Origin of the sequence: Bacillus altitudinis (assembly GCF_001191605.1) — a bacterium.
Taxonomy (GTDB): Bacteria; Bacillota; Bacilli; order Bacillales; family Bacillaceae; genus Bacillus; species Bacillus altitudinis.
The window spans coordinates 1,913,891-1,939,897 of the sequence record NZ_CP009108.1 but is presented as its reverse complement, the minus strand read 5'-3'; the positions used below and the strand labels follow the sequence as shown (position 1 = coordinate 1,939,897).

The 26,007-nt window shown below is 39.9% G+C and carries 30 protein-coding genes; 16 read left to right on the top strand and 14 right to left on the bottom strand.

Translation table 11 applies throughout. The features are described from left to right. Positions 1–473 precede the first annotated feature (473 nt). From ID12_RS09755 to ID12_RS09745, 3 genes are all read left to right on the top strand, one after another. Complete coding sequence (locus ID12_RS09755; protein WP_008348883.1) at positions 474–902, top strand: HIT family protein; 429 nt, start codon at positions 474–476, stop codon at positions 900–902. A 158-nt stretch (positions 903–1,060) separates the two neighbouring features. Next, positions 1,061–2,140 (top strand): 3-phosphoserine/phosphohydroxythreonine transaminase, encoded by a 1,080-nt coding sequence (gene serC, locus ID12_RS09750; protein WP_007497164.1) that lies wholly within the window; start codon positions 1,061–1,063, stop codon positions 2,138–2,140. Positions 2,141–2,265: 125 nt separating this feature from the next. Continuing rightward, positions 2,266–2,784, top strand: a complete 519-nt coding sequence (locus ID12_RS09745) for a tryptophan transporter (protein WP_017360314.1) — start codon at positions 2,266–2,268, stop codon at positions 2,782–2,784. Between the two features lie 254 nt (positions 2,785–3,038). Here ID12_RS09745 and yhzF read toward each other — a convergent pair whose 3' ends face one another. Further along, positions 3,039–3,230 carry a membrane protein YhzF gene (gene yhzF / locus ID12_RS09740; RefSeq protein WP_008348888.1) on the bottom strand — a complete coding sequence of 64 codons (192 nt, stop codon included), beginning with the start codon at positions 3,228–3,230 and terminating at the stop codon, positions 3,039–3,041. Between the two features lie 128 nt (positions 3,231–3,358). Between yhzF and ID12_RS09735 the strand changes: the two genes are divergently transcribed. Both ID12_RS09735 and ID12_RS09730 read left to right on the top strand, forming a co-directional pair. Then, the gene (locus ID12_RS09735; protein WP_007497160.1) at positions 3,359–3,715 is read left to right on the top strand and encodes a YtxH domain-containing protein; all 357 of its coding nucleotides are present in this window, start codon (positions 3,359–3,361) and stop codon (positions 3,713–3,715) included. Positions 3,716–3,902: 187 nt separating this feature from the next. Further along, a complete protein-coding gene (locus ID12_RS09730; RefSeq protein ID WP_048002576.1) occupies positions 3,903–4,517 on the top strand; it encodes an HTH-type transcriptional regulator Hpr in 615 nt (204 codons plus the stop codon). On the opposite strand, the gene ID12_RS09725 is transcribed toward ID12_RS09730, so the two are convergent. Then, positions 4,495–4,839, bottom strand: coding sequence for a YhaI family protein (locus ID12_RS09725; RefSeq protein ID WP_048002577.1), 345 nt, complete (start codon positions 4,837–4,839; stop codon positions 4,495–4,497). The two genes, ID12_RS09730 and ID12_RS09725, sit on opposite strands and share 23 nt — an antisense overlap. A 234-nt stretch (positions 4,840–5,073) precedes the next feature. On the opposite strand from ID12_RS09725, the gene ID12_RS09720 reads away from it, so the two are divergent. Both ID12_RS09720 and ID12_RS19525 read left to right on the top strand, forming a co-directional pair. After that, positions 5,074–5,592: a DUF3267 domain-containing protein gene (locus ID12_RS09720; RefSeq protein ID WP_007497155.1), complete on the top strand. Its 519-nt coding sequence runs from the start codon at positions 5,074–5,076 to the stop codon at positions 5,590–5,592. Between the two features lie 82 nt (positions 5,593–5,674). Further along, entirely contained in the window at positions 5,675–5,860 is a 186-nt protein-coding gene (locus tag ID12_RS19525) for a hypothetical protein (protein WP_072368131.1), read from the top strand. Between the two features lie 53 nt (positions 5,861–5,913). Here ID12_RS19525 and ID12_RS09715 read toward each other — a convergent pair whose 3' ends face one another. Next, positions 5,914–6,003 carry a YjcZ family sporulation protein gene (locus tag ID12_RS09715; protein ID WP_017360317.1) on the bottom strand — a complete coding sequence of 30 codons (90 nt, stop codon included), beginning with the start codon at positions 6,001–6,003 and terminating at the stop codon, positions 5,914–5,916. Between the two features lie 145 nt (positions 6,004–6,148). Beyond that, positions 6,149–6,235 (bottom strand): YjcZ family sporulation protein, encoded by an 87-nt coding sequence (locus ID12_RS18910; protein ID WP_008361129.1) that lies wholly within the window; start codon positions 6,233–6,235, stop codon positions 6,149–6,151. Between the two features lie 161 nt (positions 6,236–6,396). Here ID12_RS18910 and ID12_RS09710 point away from each other — a divergent pair, with 161 nt between their 5' ends. Further along, positions 6,397–7,272, top strand: coding sequence for a peptidylprolyl isomerase (locus tag ID12_RS09710; protein ID WP_007497153.1), 876 nt, complete (start codon positions 6,397–6,399; stop codon positions 7,270–7,272). 55 nt (positions 7,273–7,327) lie between these two features. Here the strand turns inward: ID12_RS09710 and ID12_RS09705 are convergent, their stop codons facing one another. The 4 genes from ID12_RS09705 to ID12_RS09690 all read right to left on the bottom strand — a co-directional run bounded on the left by ID12_RS09705 (position 7,328) and on the right by ID12_RS09690 (position 12,700). Then, complete coding sequence (locus ID12_RS09705) at positions 7,328–7,558, bottom strand: sporulation YhaL family protein (protein ID WP_050827106.1); 231 nt, start codon at positions 7,556–7,558, stop codon at positions 7,328–7,330. Positions 7,559–7,666: 108 nt separating this feature from the next. Next, on the bottom strand, positions 7,667–8,620 hold the full coding sequence (yhaM, locus tag ID12_RS09700) for a 3'-5' exoribonuclease YhaM (protein WP_007497151.1): 954 nt from the start codon (positions 8,618–8,620) through the stop codon (positions 7,667–7,669). 62 nt (positions 8,621–8,682) lie between these two features. Next, positions 8,683–11,469: an ATP-binding protein gene (locus ID12_RS09695; RefSeq protein WP_050827105.1), complete on the bottom strand. Its 2,787-nt coding sequence runs from the start codon at positions 11,467–11,469 to the stop codon at positions 8,683–8,685. A 16-nt stretch (positions 11,470–11,485) separates the two neighbouring features. Then, the gene (locus ID12_RS09690) at positions 11,486–12,700 is read right to left on the bottom strand and encodes a metallophosphoesterase family protein (protein ID WP_017360320.1); all 1,215 of its coding nucleotides are present in this window, start codon (positions 12,698–12,700) and stop codon (positions 11,486–11,488) included. Between the two features lie 173 nt (positions 12,701–12,873). Between ID12_RS09690 and ID12_RS09685 the strand changes: the two genes are divergently transcribed. Then, complete coding sequence (locus ID12_RS09685; protein ID WP_008348907.1) at positions 12,874–13,062, top strand: YhzD family protein; 189 nt, start codon at positions 12,874–12,876, stop codon at positions 13,060–13,062. Positions 13,063–13,097: 35 nt separating this feature from the next. On the opposite strand, the gene ID12_RS09680 is transcribed toward ID12_RS09685, so the two are convergent. After that, positions 13,098–13,862 (bottom strand): enoyl-CoA hydratase, encoded by a 765-nt coding sequence (locus tag ID12_RS09680; protein WP_231493322.1) that lies wholly within the window; start codon positions 13,860–13,862, stop codon positions 13,098–13,100. Positions 13,863–14,047: 185 nt separating this feature from the next. Between ID12_RS09680 and ID12_RS09675 the strand changes: the two genes are divergently transcribed. The 3 genes from ID12_RS09675 (at position 14,048) to ID12_RS09665 (ending at position 16,163) form a co-directional block, all read left to right on the top strand. Further along, a complete protein-coding gene (locus tag ID12_RS09675) occupies positions 14,048–14,374 on the top strand; it encodes a hypothetical protein (RefSeq protein ID WP_025207030.1) in 327 nt (108 codons plus the stop codon). 64 nt (positions 14,375–14,438) lie between these two features. After that, complete coding sequence (locus tag ID12_RS09670; RefSeq protein WP_017366937.1) at positions 14,439–14,936, top strand: cation:proton antiporter regulatory subunit; 498 nt, start codon at positions 14,439–14,441, stop codon at positions 14,934–14,936. 3 nt (positions 14,937–14,939) lie between these two features. Continuing rightward, the gene (locus ID12_RS09665) at positions 14,940–16,163 is read left to right on the top strand and encodes a cation:proton antiporter (RefSeq protein WP_007497140.1); all 1,224 of its coding nucleotides are present in this window, start codon (positions 14,940–14,942) and stop codon (positions 16,161–16,163) included. A 36-nt stretch (positions 16,164–16,199) separates the two neighbouring features. Here the strand turns inward: ID12_RS09665 and ID12_RS09660 are convergent, their stop codons facing one another. From ID12_RS09660 to ID12_RS09640, 5 genes are all read right to left on the bottom strand, one after another. Continuing rightward, the gene (locus tag ID12_RS09660) at positions 16,200–17,474 is read right to left on the bottom strand and encodes a lysine N(6)-hydroxylase/L-ornithine N(5)-oxygenase family protein (protein WP_050827104.1); all 1,275 of its coding nucleotides are present in this window, start codon (positions 17,472–17,474) and stop codon (positions 16,200–16,202) included. A 75-nt stretch (positions 17,475–17,549) separates the two neighbouring features. Further along, positions 17,550–19,049 carry a coproporphyrinogen III oxidase gene (locus ID12_RS09655; protein WP_050827103.1) on the bottom strand — a complete coding sequence of 500 codons (1,500 nt, stop codon included), beginning with the start codon at positions 19,047–19,049 and terminating at the stop codon, positions 17,550–17,552. A gap of 113 nt (positions 19,050–19,162) precedes the next feature. Continuing rightward, on the bottom strand, positions 19,163–20,029 hold the full coding sequence (locus ID12_RS09650; RefSeq protein ID WP_008348923.1) for a Cof-type HAD-IIB family hydrolase: 867 nt from the start codon (positions 20,027–20,029) through the stop codon (positions 19,163–19,165). Between the two features lie 446 nt (positions 20,030–20,475). Next, positions 20,476–20,832 carry a YlbF/YmcA family competence regulator gene (locus ID12_RS09645; RefSeq protein ID WP_008348927.1) on the bottom strand — a complete coding sequence of 119 codons (357 nt, stop codon included), beginning with the start codon at positions 20,830–20,832 and terminating at the stop codon, positions 20,476–20,478. Between the two features lie 122 nt (positions 20,833–20,954). Further along, positions 20,955–22,088 carry a DUF445 domain-containing protein gene (locus ID12_RS09640; protein WP_050827102.1) on the bottom strand — a complete coding sequence of 378 codons (1,134 nt, stop codon included), beginning with the start codon at positions 22,086–22,088 and terminating at the stop codon, positions 20,955–20,957. Between the two features lie 214 nt (positions 22,089–22,302). Between ID12_RS09640 and ID12_RS09635 the strand changes: the two genes are divergently transcribed. The 4 genes from ID12_RS09635 to ID12_RS09620 all read left to right on the top strand — a co-directional run bounded on the left by ID12_RS09635 (position 22,303) and on the right by ID12_RS09620 (position 25,975). Next, the gene (locus ID12_RS09635) at positions 22,303–23,409 is read left to right on the top strand and encodes a YheC/YheD family protein (RefSeq protein WP_035392532.1); all 1,107 of its coding nucleotides are present in this window, start codon (positions 22,303–22,305) and stop codon (positions 23,407–23,409) included. Next, on the top strand, positions 23,366–24,724 hold the full coding sequence (locus tag ID12_RS09630) for a YheC/YheD family endospore coat-associated protein (RefSeq protein WP_050827101.1): 1,359 nt from the start codon (positions 23,366–23,368) through the stop codon (positions 24,722–24,724). The genes ID12_RS09635 and ID12_RS09630 overlap by 44 nt, the downstream gene beginning before the upstream one ends. A gap of 145 nt (positions 24,725–24,869) precedes the next feature. Further along, entirely contained in the window at positions 24,870–25,079 is a 210-nt protein-coding gene (locus ID12_RS09625; protein WP_008348933.1) for a YheE family protein, read from the top strand. Positions 25,080–25,099: 20 nt separating this feature from the next. After that, a complete protein-coding gene (locus ID12_RS09620) occupies positions 25,100–25,975 on the top strand; it encodes a helix-turn-helix domain-containing protein (protein ID WP_008348935.1) in 876 nt (291 codons plus the stop codon). Positions 25,976–26,007 lie beyond the last annotated feature (32 nt).

The window sequence follows — 26,007 nt, the reverse complement described above, 5'->3', positions numbered from 1 at the left end:
CTTTCTTTTTTCCTTTATAGTACCAAAAACGAAAGACAATTTGAAATGTTTACCTATAGACAACTCATGAATAAAACATCGGCATACTGGTCATCATAATGTATGTAGAAGAAATGAACTTGATGACCAATACGTAAATGAGGTGTTTGTTAAAGGCAATAACCGCATGACAAGTTGGTTTTTCATCTAAAAACCTTAGCTTCTGTTTTGCTTCACTGATTCTTGATTTTTGTGTCCTATACAAATATGTATACGACGAACCAAAACGTCAAATGAGGTGTTTACGGCAGAAATAGCAGGCATATGAATTCTTTATTTCAGTAAATAGAGAATTCAAAAGGCATATCAAATGAAAGCATCAGCATTTCTTCTGCAGGAGCAGGATGAGCGACCAAAGGAGTTCGCTTGTCCTGTTTTCTTTTTTGCTTCTTTTTGTGATACGATAAAGGAAAAATAATGAGGAGTGACATGGCGTGAGCGACTGCATTTTTTGCAAGATCATTGATGGAGACATTCCATGTGCAAAAGTATATGAAGACGAGCATGTATTGGCTTTTCTTGATATCAGCCAAGTAACAAAAGGACATACCCTTGTAATCCCGAAAATACATAAAGAAAACATTTATGACATGACACCAGAAGTGTCTAATCATTACTTCCAAGCGATTCCAAAAATCGCTAGAGCCATCAAACAAGAATTTGAACCAATTGGTTTAAACCTTCTGAACAACAACGGTGAAAAAGCCGGACAATCTGTGTTCCATTACCATATGCACATCATTCCACGTTATGGCAAAGGCGACGGCTTTGGTGCCGTATGGAAATCTCACCAAGATCAATATACATCAGAGGATTTAAAAGACATTTCTTCTGCCATCCATACGCGCCTTACCTCATCTTAATGGATGAGGTTTTTCTTTTTTTCGCCTCTTTTCTGAGCTTATCCTCTGAATCGTAAGATATTTAGGACGATTCAAATTTTTTGTCCAAATGCTTCAAATTTGTGATAGGATGGTTTTATCTTTTGATCCATTAACGCGAGAAATAGGGAGAGATTGTGATGAAGCGAACGACGAATTTTAATGCTGGTCCGGCGGCGCTGCCGCTAGAAGTGCTTCAAAAAGCACAGGAAGAACTTGTTGATTTTAAACAAACCGGGATGTCTGTGATGGAACTTTCTCATCGCAGCGGTGAGTATGAAGAAGTCCACAATAAAGCGAAAGCACTCTTGGTAGAATTGATGGACATTCCAGAAGATTATGAGGTCCTCTTTTTACAAGGCGGGGCAAGTCTTCAATTTGCAATGATTCCGATGAACTTCTTACATGAAGGCGAAACGGCTCATTTCATCCAAACAGGTGCTTGGTCAGAGAAAGCCTTGTCAGAAGCAAAAGGGTTTGGTGAAACATCAGTGTTTGCCTCAAGTGAAGACGACAACTATTCGTATATTCCAGATGTAGATGCGTCCGTTTTAAATGACGGTGCTTACTTGCACATCACATCGAACAATACCATTTTCGGTACTCAGTGGAAAACGTTCCCGAACACGTCACTCCCGCTTATTGCCGACATGTCCAGTGATATTCTCAGCAAAAAAATAGACGTGTCTTCATTTGATTTCATTTATGCCGGGGCACAAAAAAATCTAGGGCCTTCTGGTATCACGATTGTGATCGCGCGCAAACGTTTATTAGAGAAAGAAAAAAGCGGCACACCTAAAATTTTAAAATATTCAACACATGCCAAAGCCAATTCTCTTTATCACACACCACCAACTTTTGCGATTTATATGCTGTCCCTTGTCCTGGAGCATGTGAAACAGGCGGGCGGTGTAGAAGCAGCAGAAAAACGCAATGAACAAAAAGCAGCGCTTCTGTATGATACGATTGATCAAAGTGGCGGTTTTTACAAAGGGCATGCACGTGCTGACAGCCGTTCACATATGAATGTCACGTTTACCCTGCGTGATGATGCACTCACTGCATCCTTTGTGGAGAAAGCAAAACAAGAACAAATGGTTGGACTCGCCGGCCACCGTTCTGTTGGCGGATGCAGAGCCTCGATTTACAACGCCGTCTCTATAGAAGACTGCCAAAAGCTTGCGGACTTTATGAAAAAGTTCCAGCAAGAAAATGAGTAAAAAGGCTTTTCTATCGTGAAATAAATTTGTTATAATAACGAGAAATATAAAGTCATGACTCTTGCAATAAATGATCAGCCATATTATTGGAGAGTTCTAAGAGCTTAGCAGAGGAGAGCATAGAAATGAAAACAAAAGAATTAGTGATTATGTCATTGCTTGCAGCAATGGGAGCTGTTTTGCATACGATTTTCCCGCCCATCTTTTTTGGAATGAAACCTGATATGATGCTGGTTATGATGTTTTTAAGCATCATCCTTTTTCCGAAAGTACAGCATGTCGTTGTGATCGCCCTAGTTACTGGGGTCATTTCCGCTTTGACAACAGGTTTTCCAGGCGGACAAATTCCAAATATGATTGATAAACCGGTGACAGCCTTTATCTTCTTAGCCCTTTTCTTATCTTGCCTGAAGATCAAGAACAAAGTCGTTCTGACCGCTGTACTCACCGCTGTTGGGACCGTCGTATCGGGCGTGATTTTCCTATCTGCCGCTTTACTGATTACTGGACTGCCGGCTGCGTTACCAGCACTTCTTGTAGGTGTTGTCCTGCCAGCAACTGTGATCAATACGATAGCTATGGTATTTGTCTTCCCGATTGCTCAGTCCATATTAAAGCGCGCAAGAATGATTGAAGTCGCTTAACGAATAACTGAACCTCTTCATTAGATGAAGAGGTTTTTTTCATATTGTTGACAAAGGGCTAAAATGATTCTTTATTTTAGCCCTTTGTCTTCTTTTCAGCATGATTGAAAGCCCTTGAAGTCTAAGAAGGACGAGTACTGGCGCGGAGCGAATTTGACATTCGTGAGCACCTGCACGCAGGACTGACAACGAATGCGAGGGTTTGTCTACATGCTGGAACCTCTTCATTAGATGAAGAGTTTTTTTTCATGCTTCTATAAAAGAAAAAGGGTAAGCAGCAAAATGGAGAGCGAAATCCCTGCACCTGCAGCACACACAATTGCTTTTTGTCTTAATACATGTTTTGGCGGATAAGACCCTGCATACCCAAGCTGCCTTACATAATGAATAGAACCACCTGCGAAAATCACACACATACACGTAAAAACGAACAGAAAGACAGACAACCTTCTCCCCTCCCTTTTCTTCAAAAGTATGCTAAAATAAAGCAAGCTATGTATGGAAGTTCAATGAAGCTGATCGTCAGCTCAGAGAGAACATGCGAATGTGTAAAATTTGACTAGAGGTGATTGGAATGGCTAGTGGACGTTCTTTATTAACAGGATTATTTGTAGGCGGTCTCCTCGGAGGTGCGGCAGTGCTCCTGACGACTCCCTCTTCTGGCAGAGATGTACGCGGAAAGATGAAAGACGGCTATGACAAATTCGAAGATACGCTGACAAGATTAAAAAGAGATGGACAAGCTTTAAAAGAGCAGATTGTTGAAACCGCAAAAGAAAGTGCTGAGGTCATTAAAGAGGTCGGAACTGAATTGCAAACATCCATTCAGCAATGGCGCGAGGAAATCAAACCTCATCAGCAGGACTTACAAAAGGAAATTCAGGAAATTGAGGAAAAGCTCAAACAACTGGAGAAAACCTTACAAAACTAATATACTCACAAAAAAATATTCGTTTACAAAAGTGTGCGGGGTGCGTATCCCGCACTTTTTTTGTTGAAAAAAGGTTATTTTGTCAATGTTTTTCATGACTTTTAAAAATTCTTGAATTTTCAGCTTTATTAATCTTTATTTTATTGGCATAATAGAATTACAAGAAAAAGAGAAGTAGGTGAAATGGATGAATCATTCGGAACAGCCTTTCGATGTAAAAGAAGCACTTTTATTCAGTCAAAGAATGGCCCAATTGAGCAAAGCTCTTTGGAAATCCATTGAAAAGGACTGGCAGCAGTGGATCAAACCGTATAACCTAAATATCAATGAACATCATATTTTGTGGATTGCGTATCAATTAAAAGGAGCTTCAATATCAGAAATTGCAAAGTTTGGCGTCATGCATGTATCAACGGCGTTTAACTTCTCCAAGAAACTGGAGGAACGAGGATTTTTAAAATTTTCTAAAAAGTTAAACGATAAACGCAATACGTATATTGAGCTAACGCCAAAAGGCGAAGAGACATTCCATAAACTACTCGAAGATTACGACCCGGCCCGAACTGGTATTGTCAAAGGCGCACAGCCGCTTCATGACATTTACGGAAAGTTCCCTGAAATTTTAGAAATGATGTGTATTATCCGAAACATTTATGGTGAGGATTTCATGGAGATTTTTGAGAAATCGTTTTCAAACATTGAGAAGGACTTTTTGAATGAACGTGGGAAAGTCACGAAAAAGCCTGAAGAACTTGAAGACACAGCAGAGGAAAAAGCGGCTAAAGCAAATCAAATTGTTTAATGATCTTTATAAATTCATTCATTAACGGCTGAAACAGCCCTTGATCATGCAAAGCAAAAATCGTCTCATGAACATCCAGCTTTTCAATTAACTGTCCCGCAAACAGCGCAAGGAGATCGTCGAACATGACGTAGCCTTGTGCTTTTTGCTTGTCCATTTCATCTGAGAGCTCAACACAAATACGCTCAATGTCCTTTGCCTCTTCTTTCGATACACGCTGCCGGATCAATAGCGCATAATATGGATAACGGCTCATATCTGTCGCCGTCAGTAACAGTTCCATATAATATTCGAGCTGGCTCATTCGTTCCTCAATACTCATGTACGTTCCCTCTTTCTCTTAGTCACTCTATTTTAGCCGAAATTACTCATTGACGAAAGAGACGAACCTCCCTCTTATGTCTTTTTTTCTTGAAAAACCCAAAGTTTCCTCTCTTTACTCCATATGAATGTAACAATTTATTTTTTTTCATGAAAACCATTGATTTTTATCCTCAGGAAGAGTAAATTATCTTGAGATATTCAATTAGTTTTTTTGAGATTGGAAGGATGAAAAATGAATTGTTGGAAGACCATTAATCTTGAAAAGGATTATGGTTATACGAGAATGATGATTTCAGCCATATGTCTTACTGTATTTTTTTTCATTATGGCATTTTTATGTTTTCAACTGACTCATCCTGAAACGAGACTCAGCAGTCACAATGCACCACTTTTTGTCGTGCTTTTACTTGCGACATTGCTTGTCCACCGCGTGGTTCACTTGATCCCAGTCATGAAACATAAGAAAAAAATGACGTTATTTAAACGAAATTGCTGGCAGCGCGTGCCTAAGAGAGTGATGCTTTTCTCACTGCTCAGCCCGTTTTGTGTCATCTCACCTGTTTACTTTGTTTTAGGAATGGCATTTCCAATGTACGCACACTATTTTATCATGATCGCAAGTATTCATGCAGGCTATTGTTTGCCTGACTTTTTATTTGCTTGGAAACTGCTCAAAGCGCCAAAATCATGCATCATTGATCAAGCCCAAGACGAGTTTGATATTTTAGTTGACCCAACTTCCTCATCATGAGGTTTTTAAAGCCAACTTCTATCTTTTTCATAAAAAATTTGGTAATGTAGTATGGGAATAGCATAGAGAGGGGGGATCTCCGATAGTTTTATTTTACTTCATCGTCTTTGCCGCGTTTATTGTGTATTCAATAAACAGGCTTACTAATACATTATGCCTTGTCAGAGAGATTCCTGAAGAACGGCAAGATAAGGTGTTTCGCTTTATCAATGTATCGATACTGATCTTACTGATCTCATCATTTGTTGAAATTACCATATCTATTTAAGATCAAAGCAAAAGCTGCCTGTTTGATGGCAGCTTTTTGTGTATGATGATCTATTAGCAAATCCAAGATGCACCGATAATGATCAATAAGATGAATAATACGACGACTAGTGCAAAACCGCCAGCAAAGACTTCTCCTCCCATGTGAAAACACCTCCTGCCAGTTCTTCCTCTGTTCTAAGCTCAGTGTATGCAGAAAATTTTAAAACGTTTAGGCACTTGTCATCGTTTTAAAAAAGAACCGCCCGCACGCATGGCAGGACGGCTCCTTTCTGTAACAGCGATTTAATTAATAAAGATATGCTGCACCAACGATGATCAGCAAAATGAATAGCACGACCAATAAAGCAAACCCATTAGAATATCCTGCTCCCATATAATTCAGCCTCCTTTTTGTGATCAATATATGTGTATGTTGGTCGCAAAAATTTGACTAGACGAATGCCCTCCCATTTGCATTTCTTTTTACAGCATGTCACAATATGTTATGATACAAGCAATGATAAATAAATTGGAAAGATTAGGAGTGTTTTTTGAATGAAAAAAATGGCTTTAGCAGCTGTAACAGCAGTAAGTGTTTTAACTCTTGGCGCATGCAGTAGCGGTGACAAAGAAGTGATCGCAACAACAAAATCAGGAGATGTCACAAAAGAAGAGCTTTACACAACACTTAAAAAACAAGCAGGTGGAGATGCTTTAAACCTACTTGTTCAACAAAAGGTTCTTGCTGACAAATACAAAGTATCAGATAAAGAAATTGATAAGAAATTGGAAGAATATAAAAAGACACTTGGTGAAGATCGTTTAAAACAACTTCAAGATGAATTCGGAAAAGATTACATCAAAGATCAAGTAAAATATGAGCTGCTGACTCAAAAGGCTGCCAAAGCTAACATCAAAATCACTGACAAAGAAGTAAAAGCGTATTACGATGACCTAAAAGGAAAAATCCGCGCAAGCCACATTTTAGTTGCTGACAAGAAAACAGCAGATGAAGTAGAAAAGAAATTAGATAAAGGCGAAAAATGGGATGACCTTGTATCTGAATATTCAACTGACACTGCTTCAGCAGCACAAGGCGGCGATGTAGGCTGGTTCGCAAAAGATGGCCAAATGGATGAGAACTTCAGTAAAGCTGCCTTCAAACTAAAAGTAAATGAAATCAGCAAACCAGTAAAATCTCAATTTGGTTACCATATCATTAAAAAGACCGAAGAACGCGGTAAATACGATGACATGAAAGCAGACTTGAAAAAAGAACTGCTTGATCAAAAACAAGCAGATAACAATGAAATTCAGACGATCTTAAACAAATTGGTGAAAGATGCTGATGTGAAAGTAAAAGATAAAGAACTTGAAAATACATTCAAAGAAAAATCTGAGCAAACCACACAACAAACAACAAACCAATAATGAACGAAAAACCCCTCTACATGAACTTGTAGAGGGGTTTTTTTATTCTTATTGATTATGCAATCGAATGGTCCTCATGCTTCGCCGTTTCCTGTGATCGTTTCATTTGCTGTCCTTGACATCTACGCTCTCTCTCCTGCTCCATTCGTTCGATAAAGATTTCTCCCTCTTTTTCAATAAAGGATTGATCAATCTCTTGCTCCTCTTTGGCTGTCGTCATTAATTTATAGGCACAAAAAATAATGCCAATGATACATGCATATACCCACCATGGAAAAAATAACATTGTCTTCCCCTCCTTTTTCAGGACTAATCTCTCTTCCTTTGTGTTACATGCTTATGCGAAAAGAAGACAAGTTATGAAAAAAAACGCCCGCATCAAACGGGCGTTTTATCATGATGATTCATTGTGAAAGGTTGGTTTATAAAACGAACGATTCTCTAGTGCAAAAATACGCTCTGTATATTCTCCTGGCTTCACATGCTCAAGCGCACGATCCATCATGTTCATTTTTGCATCTAAATTATCTATATAGTGGAGAATTTCGGCTTCCTTCACCATTGGTGGTTTAGGACTGCCCCACTCCCCTTTTCCATGATGACTCAGCACTAAATGCTGCAGAATCAGAATTTCCTCAGAATCAATGCCAAGCTCCTCTGCGGCTTTCGCAATTTCTGTCACCATAATAGAAATGTGGCCAATTAAGTTCCCTTCTACTGTATATGTGGTGGAGACAGGACCCGAAAGCTCTTTGACTTTCCCTAAATCATGTAGAATGATCCCTGAATATAAAAGATCTCGATCTAGTGATGGGTATAGATCAACAATGGATTTCGCTAAATGAAGCATCGATACCACGTGATAGGCAAGACCCGAAACAAACTCGTGATGGTTTTTCGTAGCTGCTGGGTAATCAGCGAATTCCTGTCCATATTTCTTCAGCAAATGTCTTGTGACACGCTGAATATTAGGGTTTTTCATATCAAAAATATATTGCATGATGGTATCCATCATATCGTGCTTTGGAATAGGAGCTGTTTCTAGAAAATCATCAATGCGGATTTGCTCGTTTTCAGCAACAGGACGTATATTCCTAAGCTTCAGCTGATTCCTTCCGCGATAATGATGAATATCACCTACTACCTTCACAATGGTTTGCGCAGCATATGTGAGTTCATCATTCTGCTTTGCATCCCATAGCTTCGCCTCAATATCTCCACTTTGATCTTGAAGAATTAACGTTAAAAATGGTTTGCCATTACTCGCAATCCCTTTAGTAGATGATTTAATTAATAAATGCAGGTCAACTTGTTCGCCGACGTCATAGGTCATGATCCCTTTAGCCATTCAATAAATGCTCCTTCCATGTTTCTGCTCATATAAGTATAACATAAGTCATAATTTGTCAATCATTCCACTACTAAACTCGTAATCTGCCCGTCTTCCGCTGCTTGTTTCATATAATGATGACAAGTGAAATAAAACAGCTGTGATTCAAAACGAGTGAGTTCACTCATCAGCTCCAGCACCCTGTCTAGACGGACATGATCAAAGTGAACGAAACTGTCATCCATCATAAATGGGAGCTGACACTCTTGCTGGTGGGACAAAGCAAGTGCAAAACGAATCGAGAGATAAATCTGCTCACATGTTGCTTGTGAAAGCTCCTCCGGGCGGAATAGGCGTCCATCCCTCCGTTTCACAATCAGCCGGTCATCTTCGGCAGAAAATAAAATCACTTCATAACGATCATTCGTCAACGGCTGAATAAATCGGGAAGCTGTTTGGAGGAGTGCTGGTAGCCTCGTTTCTTTATGCTCATTGAGTTTCTCTCGAATGACGGAACGAACGAGCTGAATAGCCGCCCATTTTTTCGCTAGATGCTTTGCCTGCTCCTGCTCTACAGCAAGCTGATGAGTCAAATCAGACACCGTACCTGATGCTTCTATTTGGCGTATTTCTACTGCTAATTCTGCCAAGCGTCTTTTCATATTCGTCACATTCTCTTGCATGTCATTCAGACGCCTTTTTGCTTGTGCACACTGCTCCTCAAGGGTGCGTAAACCTTTACGGACAATGACCTCTTCCTCATCTATATAACCGCTTTTGTGCAGCTCTTGGTTCAGCTGCTGCAAATTGTACAGCCGCTCCCGGTATTCTTTGGATAGATGAGATAGGACATGATAATCTTCTTTTGACGCTGCTTCTACTTTTCGAAAAAGCTCGTCCGTTTGTTTTTCATAATATTGAACTTCTCCTTCTAATGTTGTCAGCTGGTGCTCTACATGCTGAATGGATACGTGCAATGTCTGACGTTCTTTTTCTCTTTTTTCCTCATCTTTCAATATCTCTTGAAAGGCTGAGATATTCTCTTGAATGGTCCCTTCTTTTCTTTGAAGGAGACTCATGAGCGCTGAAACTCTTTGCTCGTAGGTCGATTGCTGCTGTGTGAGCATCTCTATTTCCTTGTTAAGCGCCTCATATGCCGCTGTATTCGCTTTTAATTGTTTCAAGATATGGAAAGCTTCCACAAGGAATGAGAGCTCTGAGGACAAACCCAGCTGCCTTCTCATATCTTCTACTTGCTGCTGTACAGGTTCCAGTTCCCGCTCCCAGTCTTCATATTGCTGTATCATTCTTTCGTATAAAAGCTCCTTTTGCTTCACTAGCGTTTCAGCTGAAGCTGTTTGAACTTGAAAAGAATGATAGGCGTTACTGTCGTTTGCTTCCTTCATCTGAGTCTGTTTAAGCACTGGATAAATAGCAATCAAGATAAATACGGAAAATCCTGCAAACAGTAACGTCACCCAGCTCTCTGCTAAAACGAATAAGACCGTGAGAATGACAGCACATAGCACGAACATCAGCGGGAATAACCACACTCTGGAATGATTCTGTTTCACTGTAGCCCTTGTGCCCCTGACATCTTCTGCATCTTGCTCTTTAACGGGCTGTTCCTTTAATCCTTTTAGAGCGGTTTCCGCTTCTTCCAGCTCATGTCTTGCATGATCAAACCGGTCATCGAGCTGTGTTTTCCTATCCATTAAACGAACGTATTGGCTCACAGCCTCTTTTAATTCCCACTCAAAGTCAAGTGAATCATCCAGCTGGTCAAGCTTGATTGGACGCTGCCACTTCAGCTTCGCTGATGCTTCTTCTATTTTTTGTTTCAAAGAATTCTGCTCTGTTTTCCCTTCTGCTAAGCGTTTCTTCACAAGTTCAGCATCAGATGATTCAGCTATGACCTGCTTCATCTCCAATACCGTATCCTTGTCATAGAGTGGCTGAACTTGCGTGAGCGACGTTTGCAAATGATCTAATTTTTGTTTCAGTGCCGTCAATTGCGCCTTTTTTGGGTGAAGGTGTGATTCTAATTTATCAAGTTCATGCGCGGTTTCCGGTCTAAACCGTTTGACTCGTTCTGGATAACTAGCCAAATCTTTTTTTAACTCTATCTTTTTTTCTATCATAGGATAAAGTCGAATATGTTCAGTCAAATGCCGAATCTCTTTTTCAGTCTGTCTCATTTCATGCTGAAGCATTTCTACCTTCTCGGTTAATTCAGCTTGTTCTTTTTTCTTTTCGGTATAACGACTTTCTACCAATTTGGCCTGTTTCAACTTACCTGACAGCTCTTTTACATGATCAAGCTGCTGATTTAATTCAGGCTTACGTCCATTCGGTTTAAAAAGCTGCTCCTGCTGTTTTAGTAGCCTGCTGTCCATTTTAGATGCCGCATCTGAGCCAAACAAACTTGAAAAGAGTAGAAATTCCCCTATTTGATCTTGATTTAATGCTTGTACATTTTGCAGACCAAACACGTCAAAAGAATAGATCGATTGGTATAATCTGCGATCCGTTCCCTTTAACATCGCATGTAGAAACGCTTCATCTTTCACTTCACCATTTGGCAGCAACACCTGAGCTTGGCCGCCATGATCAGATGTTCTTTCAATATGAATCACACCTAATTCCTCATCTAAACATGTAAGAGACCCGCCATAAAATGAGCCATGCTTCGGCTTATACATATGGCTTTTGGAAAAACCAAATAACATCGATTCAATAAACGCCTTCAATGTCGTTTTCCCCGATTCATTCAGGCCATAAACTAACTGAAAACCGTCATCAGAAAAGTGGAAGGTTTGATTGGAAAATTTCCCGAAATTCGCAATATGGAGTGAACGTATTTTCATCATGCCTCTCCTTTTCTCATAATTGCTTCAGCTGTTCTGCCAGCAGCCTTTGTGCCTCTTCTTTAATATCGATCTCGTCCTCTTTTGTAAAAGCTCTTCCTGCCTTTCTATAGGTTGGATGACGCTTGATCGGTGAAAGCAGCTCATCATACGCATCAAACTCGGCAATTTCTGCTGTTAGTTCTGTCAAAAAAGAATCTTCTGGATAGACGGCATCTACATGTGTCCGGCAGTCAATCGACATCACCCAAACGAACAAGTCTTCATCTTCCTCCTGTTCATGAAGAACAGCCATCAGCTCCTCAAGCACTTCAAGCTGCGTGAGCTCCATATAAGCAGGAGCATCGCCAGTTAGTTCGATTTTCACAAAATGAGGAACACCTCTCTCTTTCAGTCCACTCATCTTTTTGTCCACAAGTATCACAAGATCGGTCATATGAGCGGTATGTGTGATATCTATTATCAATGTCTCAAAGATGACATCTGAACAGCTCATAAACTCCGCTCTTTGAGCATCTTCAGATAGGTAAACGACATAACAGCCTTTCTCTCCTGTTTCTTTTATATGTCTTCCTTGCACGTTTCCAGGATAAATCACCATTGGGTCTTCATGCAGAAGAGCCCGCTTATGAATATGTCCAAGCGCCCAATAATCAAAATCCCGGGCTAGAAGCTGCTGAAGCTGAAATGGTGCATACGCATCATGCCCTTCTTGACCTGCTAATGTGCCGTGAAGCATGGCAATATGATAGGGGGCATCTGTTTTTTTTTCATAATAAGGTGTCATATTTTCATGGACAGCCCGCTCTTTGTAGCTGAACCCGTAAATACTTGCCACAAGCTGACCTTCTCTATAAAAGGCTTGCTCACTTGGCGTACTGCTCAAAAAAACGTGAACATTCTCTGGCCACTCAATTGGTGTCCATTCACCACCTAAATGATCATGATTACCATAAATAATAAACACTTCAATCCCGTGTGATTGCAGCTGAAGAAACTGATTTCTTAAAAAAAGTTGTGCTTTTAGGCTGCGATTCGATTCGTCAAATAGATCTCCGCTAAGCAGCATAAAGTCTACTTCTCGATCAATTGCAAGTTCAAACATGTTCTTGGCACTTTGAAATGTACTTTCTTTCAACCTCTTAAAAATTCGGTTCGGTATATTGGACATTCCCGCAAACGGACTATCTAAATGAAGATCTGCGGCATGAATAAAAGTGAGCTTCGTCAAACGTCTATCTCCTTGTACGTTACTGTAGTTGTCCATATTTTATCACGCCGTTTTTACGAATGCACGTTCTATCGCTCTTATTCTAAAAAACACATTTTTAGGGGTAAAAAAAGAGGTTTTAACTTCCTCCTTGTATAATTCATTAAAAAACAAGAAGAAAGGGAAGATCAGAGATGGAGAAAACCTACTTTTTGACTGTATTTGATTCGTCAGGTGAAACCTTATTAAACGAAAAAATCACCACAGATAGTGATGAAAAAGCAAAAGAATTAGGACGTCATCGTTTAATCGAACAACAATACACAAAGCATTCTCACCGGCTCGTAAATGATGCAGGTAAACTTCTTTTATTTGAACGTTAAAAAAGCCGGCATCCGCCGGCCATTCATTCTTCTATTTAATGAAACACAGGACGTCTTTTTTCCAAAAACGCTTGAACACCCTCCTGATGATCACGGCTTTGTCTCAGTCTAGCTTGTGCAGCACGCTCTTTTTGAAGAACGGCTAACAGCTGTGATTCTGACTGCTGAAAATAAATCATCTTTGTTTCAACAAAGGCTTGAAGCGGCATATTTAAAAACGTCTTGACGCACGCTTTCTGATACGTATCCACCTCATCTTGAAACACGCCGTCTGCAAGGCGAAGCTTGAGCGCTTCTTCAGCCGGCAGCTTTTGCCCGCTCCAAATCAATTGTTTAGCGGTTTGCTCACTAACTCTTTTGGTGAGGAAAAAATGCCCTCCGCCATCTGGGATTAACCCGATTCCATTAAAGTTCATGGCAAGTTTAGCATCTTGATGCATAAACAAATAGTCACAGCTAAGAGCAAAGCTAAAAGCAAGACCAGCCGCTGCCCCGTGGACAAGTGCAATCGTCACTTTTTTCATACTGGCTAAAGAAAGTGTAATTCCCTCGATCAGATCCATCACGCGATGAAAATCTTCTTCACGATCTTGCTTTAGCATCATTCCAATATCTCCGCCTGCTGAAAACCCTTTGCCCATCCCCTTAAGTACAACAATTTTCGCACTGCTCTCACTCGCTCTATCACACGCTTCCTTCAATTCAGCAAACATGTCAACATGAAACGAATTATACGCTTCAGGCCTATTGAAAACGATTTCAAAAATATCCCCATCTACCTGACAATTGATATATGTCATCATCCATTCCCCTCTTTCTTTTCAAGCTCATCACTTACTTCAATTTCCATCAAGTAATTCCTTTTCCTCTACATAAAAAATTTCAAGATCAACTGATACTAAAATAAGCATAATTGTTGAAACGAGAAATATATTTTTATATAGTAAAATAAGAAATAAAACATCATATGAAAGGGGGAGAATGATTGATAAGAAGTTCCATATGTATATTGATTAGCTGCATCGTCATGTTTTCTCCCTTTTCAAATGTCGTTTTTGCTTCACAAGCAGAAGCGAGCACACCCAGCCTGATTTCTCCATCGATTTATGATGAAGAAATCAATGCTGTGAAGACACCTCCGTTTTCAAAAAAACATGCCGCATCTCTTCTGTTAAAACAGAGGTTATCAATGGGCGCTTCAAAAGCTTTTCTTGTAAAGCTTGCATCAACCACAGCGTTATCTATTGATTTATGTTTTTTAGAAATGAAGTGTGCGATCCCCATTATGTACCAATCAAATTACCTCGACTGATTCATTTTATTTCATCCGTACTCACTATATGAAAAACAAAACCTATCATATTCGGAGGGATAAAATGAACATTAAAGAAAATGATCTTCCTGGGATTGGAAAGAAATTTGAAATTGAAACGAGAAATAGAGAAAAGATGACGATTGTGATTCATGATGATGGCAGACGGGAGATTTATCGTTTCGACGATGAAGATCCAGATGAAGTACTGTCCACCATTTCTCTCGATGATGCTGAAGCCCGGCAAATTGCTGCCATTATTGGCGGTATGGTGTATAAGCCGCAAGCACTTGAAACGATTGAAATGGCGTTCAATGATTTGATCATTGAATGGTTTAAGGTAGAAAAAGACGCAAAAGCGGTTGGACATACACTCGGCGATTTAGATGTGAGACAAAATTATGAAGTCACCGTCATTGCGATCATTAAACATACAAATGAAAAATTACTCAACCCCGGTGCCGATTCGATTATTCAAGCAAATGATACGATGGTCATTTCAGGCGAAAGAAAACACTTGAAGCGATTGATACGTGATTTTCTTTCTAGAGGGGGAGAGTGATGAATGGATCATTTAGTCTTTGAAGTTGGAACGGCGCTTATTCTCATCGCCATTGCCAGCTTAATCGCCAATAAAATTAAATTTTCTATCATTCCTTTTCTCATTGTCCTCGGGATGATTGTTGGTCCGCATGCACCAACCATCGGGATCATTGATTTGAAGTTTATCGAGAGCACCGAGATTATTTCGTTTTTTGGTAGAATGGGTGTCCTGTTCCTTCTATTCTATCTGGGGCTTGAGTTCTCTGTCGGCAAACTCATAAAATCGGGTAAATCCATTGCAGTCGGCGGATCTATTTATATTTTGATCAACTTTAGCTTAGGATTGCTTTATGGGTTTATCACAGGCTTTGGATTCCTCGAAGTTCTCATTATGGCAGGCGTTATCACCATTTCATCCAGCGCCATTGTCGCCAAAGTCCTTGTCGATTTAAAACGGACAGCGAACCCTGAAACAGAGTTAATTCTTGGGATTATTATGTTTGAGGATATTTTTCTCGCCGTCTATTTATCTGTCGTATCCGGTCTTGTCCTTGGAGATGCCACGTCCGTTGGCGGTGCCTTATTATCTATTTTAATCGCTTTTGGTTACATGATGATTTTCTTTATCATCGCGCGTAAGCTGCCAAAACTATTAAACAAACTATTCGATATCCGTTCGAATGAAGTATTTATCATTGTCATTTTTGCCGCTTTGTTCTTCGTGGCTGGTTTTTCAGAGACGATTCATGTCGCAGAGGCCATTGGCGCTCTCTTACTCGGTCTGGTGTTTTCAGAGACAGAGCACTCAGACCGCATTGAACATCTCGTTGTTCCTTTTAGAGATTTCTTTGGCGCCATGTTCTTCTTCAGCTTTGGACTAAGTATTGATCCATTTACATTAGGAGATGCCTTCTGGCTTGCGATCGGTGCTGTCATTCTCACCTTGATCGGGAACTTCACCGCTGGGATGTTTGCTGGAAGAAGAGCCGGTTTCTCTCATAAAGCCTCTTCTAATATTGGATTAACCATCGTATCAAGAGGAGAGTTTTCCATCATTGTAGCCGAACTTGGAATTGCAGGCGGGCTTGCCGCTACATTGAAGCCATTTGCTGCATTATATGTATTAATCCTTGCGATTTTAGGACCGCTAGTGACGAAAGAATCAAAGCGTATCTATCAAATCCTAAACAAAATCTTCAAATGGAAAACTGAAAAACCAAAAGTAAAAAGAGAAACAACCATTTAATTGAAAAGGGCCCTGTGCAGGGGCCCTTTTTTATATCTATTCAAATTGCTGAAATGCTGTTTCTTGCTTCACTTGTTCTTTCGTATCCCCGCGAATGGTTCGGATGACTTTCTGATTGCGGTAGATCGATAGTTTTAAATTGGTCGCCGCTGTTCCATGAGAGTGATCGAGGTTCGTGAATGTAAAGAGATGATGAGACCGTTTGTCTTTAAACACAAGCCTGAAGTCGTCTGTCACTTTAAAATGCTCATCGCTTTCCCATTCAATCAATGGTTCATATGCGCTAAACCATTCCGGAATATTAGGCTTATATCCTGTAGCCAATACAACATGATCGACTGTGATTTTCTTTTCTTTCTTCAGCTGCCATTGTTTCAAATGCAGCTCTACCTGCTGCTCATCCTCCATATGTATCGCTTCAAGCTCAATCATTGGCTGAATGAGTACAGATGGCTCTTCTCCTGAAACGGATCGATGGTACAATTCCTGATAAATGCGAGAAAGCGTCGATGCATCTATGCCATTCCTTAATCCTGCCAGTCTAGGCAATGTGTTCATCCGTTCTTCATAAGGAAGGGAATGAAAATATTCAACATACTTAGGTGTAAATAGCTCCTGACCAAGCTCCGCTGTCTCTAGTTCTCTAAATTCACTTGAACGTGTAAACCATGAAAGCTGCTGTCCTTTCTTCTGATGCTGAAGCAGGTCTAAGAAAATTTCAGCTGCACTCTGACCTGAACCAATCACCGCCACCTTTTCAGCTTCATGAAGTTCTTTTTGTTGATCTATATAACGGCTGCTATGGGTCACATGCGGCAACGCAGCTTCTGGCACATCGACAGGAATCATCGGCTTGCTTCCAGTACCAAGGACGACATGCTTTGCACGATATTCAGAAAGCGCCCCATCTTTCAACCGCCGAACTTTTACAAGATACCCGTCTTCACAGTCGGTCACTTCTTCCACCTTCATCCCGAACTGACAGCTATCTAATTCACCTGCAACCCAGGATAAATACTCATTGAATTCTCTCCGGGGGATATCAAATTGTTCAAATGTATAAAAGCGGTGAAGCCTGTTTGATTCATGTAAATAATTTAAAAATGTATACTTGCTCCTTGGATTAGCCATTGTCACAAGGTCCGCTAGAAAGGAAACTTGTAAGTCCGTTCCTTTGATGAGCATACCAGGATGCCAAGCAAATTCGGTTTCCTGTTCAAAAAAACAGCATGTCACATCTTCATACTCCTCTATTAAAGCGGCCAATCCTAAATTTGCTGGCCCAATCCCAATTCCGATCACATCCATCATATGTACACCTGCTTTACCTTTTTACCCCCTATATACCCTTTTACAAATGAAAAAAACACTGCGTCACCGCAGTGTTTACATGTGAGAAGCAAATAATGACTCAAGGAATTGAATCTTCTCTTCCGTATAGTGCTCATAACGATCATTATAAGACTTTGGATCTTTTGGATTGGCATATTGCGTAATTTTTCCGGTTCGCGGATCAATGAATTTACTCGCAGCACCGCATCCGATGCCAATGATCGTCTGCACTTCTTCCATAATGATAATATTATACAAACTTTCCTGTCCATCTAACGAATACCCGACATTTTCGAGATTCCCCAAAATGTTTTTTTGTCTGTATAAATAGTACGGATGATAGTCATGTACTTTTGTCCAAGCAACCGCTTCATCCATCATACGTGTGATCTCTTCTCGGTCTGCCACTTGATACTTTTCCTTATTGCGGGTCATTTCAGACGCTCTCTTAAAGGAAAGTGTATGCACCGTTAAAGATTCAGGCTTCAGTTCTTCTGTTTGCTGCAAGGAATGTTGGAATTCCTTTAGCCCTTCTCCTGGCAGTCCAATGATTAAGTCCATGTTAATATTATTCATGCCATACTGCCTTGATAAATGATACTTTTCAATCGTTTCTTCCACACTATGGTGCCGGCCAATCGCTTTCAATGTTTCATTCTCATATGATTGCGGATTGATACTAATCCGGTCAATATGATAACGGTTGAGCACCTCCAGCTTATCAGGTGAAATCGTATCAGGTCGTCCCGCTTCTACAGTGACTTCCCGAATATGTTTCACATCTGGAAAAGAGCGATACATCTCCTCATACAGCAAATCCATTTCTTCTGCTGTAATACTCGTTGGAGTACCTCCGCCAAAATAAACAGTCGTCACTTTAATCCCATGTTCCTTTAACCATTCGCCCATTTTTTGCATCTCATAATGCAGCCCAAAAAGAAACGTTCCCACTCTTCCAGCTTGTCCTTGAATGGCATAAGCAGGGAACGTGCAATAAGCACATTTTGTTGGACAGAAAGGAATACCGATATAAATACTCACTTCCTCCTGTAGATCGTACAGATCTGGAATGGCTTTGATTTGACGATCAACAATCTCCTGCATCAAATGGATCTTTTCATCATGAATCAAGTAATCGCGCTTTAACGCTGCATGTGCTTCTTCCTTTGTCATGCCTTCTCTTAGCATCTTATGAAGTAATTTCGTAGGGCGTATCCCCGTAAGAATCCCCCATTTTTGCGTCATTCCTGTATATTCCTGAAGCAGATGTAAATAAACAGACAGCACAGTGTTTTTGATTTGCTTCCAGCGCTCTTTTTCATTCAAGCCCTCTGGCATCTCTCTTGTAAAACGACTCGTCATATCTGATCCAGCAATATGGCCAGAAGCCTCCACCCTACCATGGGTTTCTTTCCAATCAAACACCATCACTAGGCCATCATCCACTTCACCGGAATCAAACAGCACTTCACTATCTTCTTCAAATAAATTGGCTATATTGACAAGCGGTCGATGAAATCGTTCATCAGACAGCCCTTTAACTAAAATTCGCATCGTATCACCTTTATCTTCAAACTTGTTTCATTTTACAAAATTCATCTAGGAAAAGCAATGAAGAGAACAGACGAAGGCCCTGCCATTTCTTAATAGACAGGGCCTTCACTGTATTATCGTTTAATATCAAATTGATGTAAAAAACCTTCCCTTTGCTGCATTCTAAAGTATTCTTTGATCATATAAGCAACACCCTGTTCATCATGAGAACGTGTCACCCAATCGGCTTTACGTTTGACCGAATGAGGTGCATTCCCCATCGCAACGCCTAAGCCAGCTAACTCAAGCATCGGGATGTCGTCTGTCCCGTGACCGATCACGACCGTATCTTCTAATGTAAAACCTAGTGCTGAAGTTAAAAGAGAAAGTCCTGCTTCTTTCGATACCCCTTTGCATACAATGTTCATTTTCTCATCACTGATCTTAATCAGATCAACAGATGGGAATGCTTGTTGAATGGTTGTGTGGATTTCAGGCTGAAGTGCTGCCGTCGAATACACTTCAATGACAGGTGTGCTAACCGGTTCATCCATGAGCATATCACTTAATGATTCAACAAATTGAACGGGATAGAAAATGGGATCAGACGGATGAATCAACGTTTTTCCCATCAATTGAGACTGTGTTTTTTTCCGATTGCCGATTGAGAATTTTTCATGTAACAAGCGAACATTACAATCAAAGCTTTCAAGGATCTGCACAAGATTAAATGTTTTCTCTTCCGTTAATTTCTTCACATGGAGCGGCTCATCAAGCTTATCAGCGATAAATGCACCACTATGCGTCACAAGAGTTGAAGTTGGTATTTTCAACGCCTTGGCAATTTTTTGTGCAGATCGAAAATGACGGTTGGTGACAATCGTCACGTAAACCCCTTTTTTCTTAACATATTCCACAGCTTCTTTTGTAGCGGAATGGATTTTCCCATTGGAACGAAGTAACGTTCCATCTATATTGAGTGCAAGTAGCTTTTTTGACACTGAGGCATCCCCCTTCTTGATGACTGTACTTACGATGAGGATATGCCCTAGCTTAGCGCTTTAGAACATGCAGTTGAAGCAGCCCTTGTTTTATGCCTCAATCGCAAATAAAAAAAGCCTACCCCTAGGCTTTTTTTTATGTATGGTTTGGATGCGTAACAATGGCGTGATGAAGCTCCCCATGATCCCCTCATCTTTCACACACCAAAGCATTGCTTATATCATATCCCCTTATGCTTTGCTTTTCTCCCAGAAGCGCTTCTCTCTCATTTGACTCATCGTCGTAAATCCAAAGTGGAACGCACCCAATTCATCACGATAGCGCTTTTTGAAAGCACTTTCAATAAGTATTATCGCAGAATTTACGAGCTTCGACAACCCTTTTTTTAAAGATATACAAGCGGCGATATGAATGAAAAAAAGGGCGAATATGATCGCCCTTTCAATTAATTTTCTTCTGTATTTCCATAAAGCTCTTCAAGAGGCTTCATGATAATTTTATTTAATTCACCGATGAGAACACTTACGCGTTGTTCTGCTTCCATCAACTGAGAGATTTTATCGTGCTGCTGCACAAGTGCAACCGTTTTTTGCGCTTGCTCTACTTCTTCTTGTGTAATCTCTTGACCAGTCATTTGTTTTTGTTGAAGGTTTACTTGAATGTCACGGAAGTTCTCAAACATTCTTTTAGAGGATTCATCCCCGTTTACCTCATCATAAAGATTTCTTAACGCTGAATATTCTTCGCTATGACGCAGTGCTTTTTCAAGGTCATATGCAACATCATAAAGATTTACAGACATGTTATGTCTCCTTTCTATCCGTTATCACCGATATGGATCGGCGGACACCACTCCACTATAACAAACTATGGCTTTCGTTTCACATATATACAATAAATTCATCGAAATTTCTCGATCTTGCCTTAGAATAAGGTGACAAAAATCGCTTGGACAGCACCGATCAATCCACCTAAAAGACCGCCTAAAAATGTGATCATCTTCAGCTCCTTATTAGATATGCTGATCACAAGCTCTTCCATTTTTTCAAGCGGGAAAAGTTCAATTTGTTCACGAATAATTTCTTCAAATTGGAGCTTTGCGAGCAGTCCCTCAAGCGCATTAGATGCGGCTTCAATCCCTTTATCAATGAGAGATGGAGCAAACTTGGTCTTAAGATCATCCGCTACTGCACTGATGTAAACTCCTACTGGTCTATCTAACAGAACCTTTGTAGAAAAATGTGAAAGCAATTGCTTTTTCACACTAAATAGAAGCTCTTTCACATTCCATTTTTTATCAAGCTCATGTAAAGAAAATTGCTTTACCTTGTCCCATTCTTGAACAAGTAAATCTGATAAAAACCTTTTTGTCTCTGCATTCTTTAAGAACTTCATCATTTCAGGATGTACGCGATCAATTAAGCTTGAATTCCCTAAAAACATTTGGACCATACTGCCAAGCATTCCTCGTTCTTTTAAGAAATCATCTATCATATGACCGAGTCTTGCTTTTCCCTCATCACTTTCAAAGTAATGAATGCCTCTCTTTAAAATATAATCTGCGGCATGTGGAATTTTGGATGCAAGCTTATTTTCTACATCCTGTGGCAGCAGCTCAGACAACGTTTGCTGATCATACTTTTCAAGCAGTGAGTGGAGCTTATGATCAGTCCACTGATGAAGCCATGCGTCAGCTTTAACGTCAGCCTGTGAAAAACCGTATCTTTCTAACATGGAGAAAACCGTCATTTCCATATCAGCACCTTTATCAATATATCGGTGCACTGTCTGCAATATCTCTTGCCTTGCCTCCGATGATTCAAATCGTTTTTGAATACCCTCTGGCGTTAGTAAATGCTCCATCACCATGACGCCAACCTGCTTGGCTACTTCATCTCTCCTTTTAGGAATAAGACCTGGTGTAAATGGGAGCTGCTTCCCAAATAAATAATATGGCTTATACGGACGAAAGAGCATTTTAATTGCGAGATGGTTTGTTGCTGCCCCTATAACTGCACCTATCACAATCATAAAGATAAACGTTGTGAATATATCCAAAGTCGTCATCTACCTTTCAAACAACACCTGAAGTTTATTGTTTTTATCTATACGTATTATAGTTGTTGTCAAGAGCCCAAGCAAATGAAGCATTCAATGTGACATATGAGACAACGATCTGTCGTAATGATATAGGAACGCCAAGTTTATGTAAAATCAACAAAAAGTGTTTTTCAGATGTTAAAAAAAGAATTTGAAAAGTAGGTGTTGTTTCATGACGTCAACGCTCGGCATTGTCACTCTTTCTCCGAAGCATGAAGAGGCATTCACACTTCAGCTTGCCAAAGCAGCCTCTTCTTTTGATTTAGAAGTTGTTCGTTTTTCACCTCTAGATTTAAAGCCTGCTTCAAATATCATTCACGGTCAAAAATTTAAGACTGGCAAAGGATTTGAAGCGTCAGAATTTCAGATTCCTGACTTGATTTATGATCGTTGTCTTTATCAGCATGACGCACAATCTAAAAAAGCAAAACCTATCATGAATTGGTTAAAAAAGTATCCAAAAACCGTTTTTTTGAATACTGGAATTTCAAATAAAATGCGGCTATTCGAGCAGCTCCGTCTCCTGCCTTCTTTACAACCATACTTACCAGTCTGCTCTCTATTGACAGAGCCTTCAGACCTTCTCAACTTGGTCAGAAAGGGCGGATATTGTAAAATACAGCCGCTTTCTCAACAGCACGCAGCACCCTCTTGCTTCATTTCTTTAAGAGACAAATCACTCATTACTGTGCAGCTAAACGCTAAGCAAATCATCACCTTTTCACATTCAGAAGAGGTTGAGCGTTGGTGCAAAAAGTATATCGGCCGATCTTTCCTTCAATTTTTTAACACGAATGATCAAAAAGACGTTATATTCAATGAAATTAGGATTTTTCTTATAAAAAATTCACAAAATCAATGGAATAGCATGGGGATTCATACAAAACCATCAGTAGAAAACAGCCTTTTAAGCAATACACAAAATTCCATTCATGTGGTAGCCTTTGATCACTATTTAAACTCATTAAAGCCACACATCAAGGAGCTGTTGTTAGATGATATTGCCTCCATTCAGTCATCTCTTCCAGCGTTTATAGACAAAACTTTCTCACCGTGTATTGAATTCGCTATAGACTTGCTTCATACAAATGAAGGCAGACTTTTCATCTCAAATGTAAGATCAAAGCCAGGACGATCCTCTTTTTTAAAAGCTTACCCTGAGAGGGAGAATCAATTGATTCAGACCATACTTGAACATGCCAAATCGATGATGGCTGAAGAAAAGGAGGTTCCTTATGAAGAGAAAACGCTACATCATCGCTCCTCATTCAGCAAGTGAAAAAACAGTACATCTCCCTGCTCAGTTTAAAGAGCAGGAGGCAATTTTATCTATTGCTTTAGGTTCTTGTTTAGTAGATGATTTCACCATTTCCTATCATCATCAATCACAAAGGATTTTATTATCAGAAGACCTTTATCGCACTTTACTCATTCCATACAAAACGAAAGCTGATGTCATATTAGTTCAACATACACTCTATATAGGACCTCTCATCGGCATTTTCACTGCAGGATTCGAACAAAATACAGCACCTTTAGGCGCAAGATCTTCCTATTTTATAAAACTGCTGCAATCTTGCAGGCAGCATGCTGGTTTTGCATATCTTTTTGGTACTCATTCGATCGATTGGGATAAAGGAATAGTAGACGGTTTGCTTTACCAAGAGGAGCGCTGGGTAAAAAAGCAGATGCCCCTCCCATCCGTTGTTTATGACCGGCTGCCTAATAGAAAGGCTGCTCAGTCGGCATTCATTCAAGAAACAAAACGAAAACTCACTCAAGACTACGATATCCCTTGGTTCAACCCTTATTTTTTTAATAAATGGGACATTCATGAACAGCTATTAACAGATGAAAAAACAAGCTCTTTCTTACCACATTCCATACGATTAGATCCTGTTGATGCTTTAAATACAATAGAAACACTCCTTCATCTGCATCATGTCATTTATTTAAAACCAACAAACGGCAGTCACGGAGACGGTATTTATCAGTTAAAGAAGACGGAAAACGGGATCACTGTCTGCTCAAATAAAGGGAAATGCACTTCATATCATTCCGTAGATCATTTCGTGAAAAAACTGCGGGAAGATTGTGCAATTCACGACTTGATTGCACAACAAGGCATTGAGCTTCTTCAAATAGACAATCAACCACTGGATTTTAGAATTCATACGAATAAAAATAAGTATGGTCATTGGACTGTTACAGCCGCTGCTGGAAAAGTTTCAGGAGATCACACTGTCACAACCCATCAACTGCATGGTGGTTCAGTAAAAACACTGTATGATATCTTTCCTGATGCAGAGAAACGTTTGAAGGTTTTGCAAGAGCTCTCTGATACTGCCCTCGCACTTAGTCGTGTGATAGATGAAAAAATGCCCGGTCTGATTGGCGAAATTGGTTTTGACTTAGGTATTGATCACTTAGGTGCTATCTGGATGTTTGAAGCCAATTCTCGTCCAGGCCGCGAGATTTTTCTACATACACCATTGAAAAACTCAGAATGGCTGATTGGGAAAAGAATCGTTGAATACGCATCTTACCTAACACAAATGGCTCTTACTCCTATAGACCATGCAAACGCCTACTGATGATTTCTTTTCATGTCTCTGAAATCTGTGCTTTCCCTATGCTCTTTTCATCAGATGAGATACAATAAAACCAAGTTCAAGGTTGTTTCCGTATTGTCGTGTGTATTTATTGTTTCATCAATAAAAGCAAGGAGGCAATGATGATATGATTTCTCATTTTCAATGGAAACCTCTCTTTAAAAAAGCGCAATTACCTGGTTGGAAAATATCCTTTTTTCATAATGGTTCACACTATGAAGGCATTTATCACAAAACGGGTGATATTGAATGGGGCTCTCAGCTTCCGCCTCATGAAGTTGAACCAACCTTAAAAGAAGAAATCCACGAATTAATGCTATTCCATGTGTATGATTAAACTGTTTAAGGAGCCTCGCCATGTTAGAAAAGCTAAAACTTGTTTACGGACACCATATCATCAGTTCACCAACAAATGATAAACAAACTCTCTGGTATCAAACAGACGAAGGCGAAATATTCGGAGTAAACAAAACGGAGCTAACAGAAAGGGAAACGCTTCTTCTCAATTCATTCCTCACACCAATTGATGTACCTCATACGCAGGAAACGGAAGAAGAACAGAAATGGTACAGCTATCTCTTTGAAAACAAATCAATCACCATCGATCACTCCGTCCGTGTTCATTTTTTTAAAATGGATCACCAAGCAGAACAAAGGCAGCAAATAAAAGAGGCTGTGAACAGCAGCCTCGAACATATTCATTTCATATGGACAGGCACTGAAACAGCTATGCTCATTCAAACAAACGCTACATCAGAAAATGGTCAACTTGAACAGCTACATGATTTGTCTCAAGCCATCACAAGTGATTTTTTAACAGACGTTGTCTTCATGCAAGGACAGCTGCATTTGCCGAATGGAAATTTAAAAATGAGATTATTAAATGAACATCAGCTCTTTTTATGGCATCTGAAGCAAGGAAAACTTAGGTCAGGGGTTGCAACATTTTATCAATGTCTACCTGCTTTCATTCGCCATGATACAGACATGGTTTCTGCCGCTATTTCAGATGCATTTATAGAAACAATCTTTGATCGGGACGTTTACCGGACTCTCACGACCTATATGCAGTGTAATTTAAATGCATCGCAGGCAGCAAAAGCGTTATATGTTCATCGAAACAGCCTTCAGTATCGGATTGATAAATTTATTGAACGGACAGGGCTAGATATACGGCATTTTCAAGAAGCGTCAGCTGCTTATTTCATGATGAATCTTCTCGATCTTTCTTAAATGATCCTATCATGAGCACCTTGCCTAAAAAT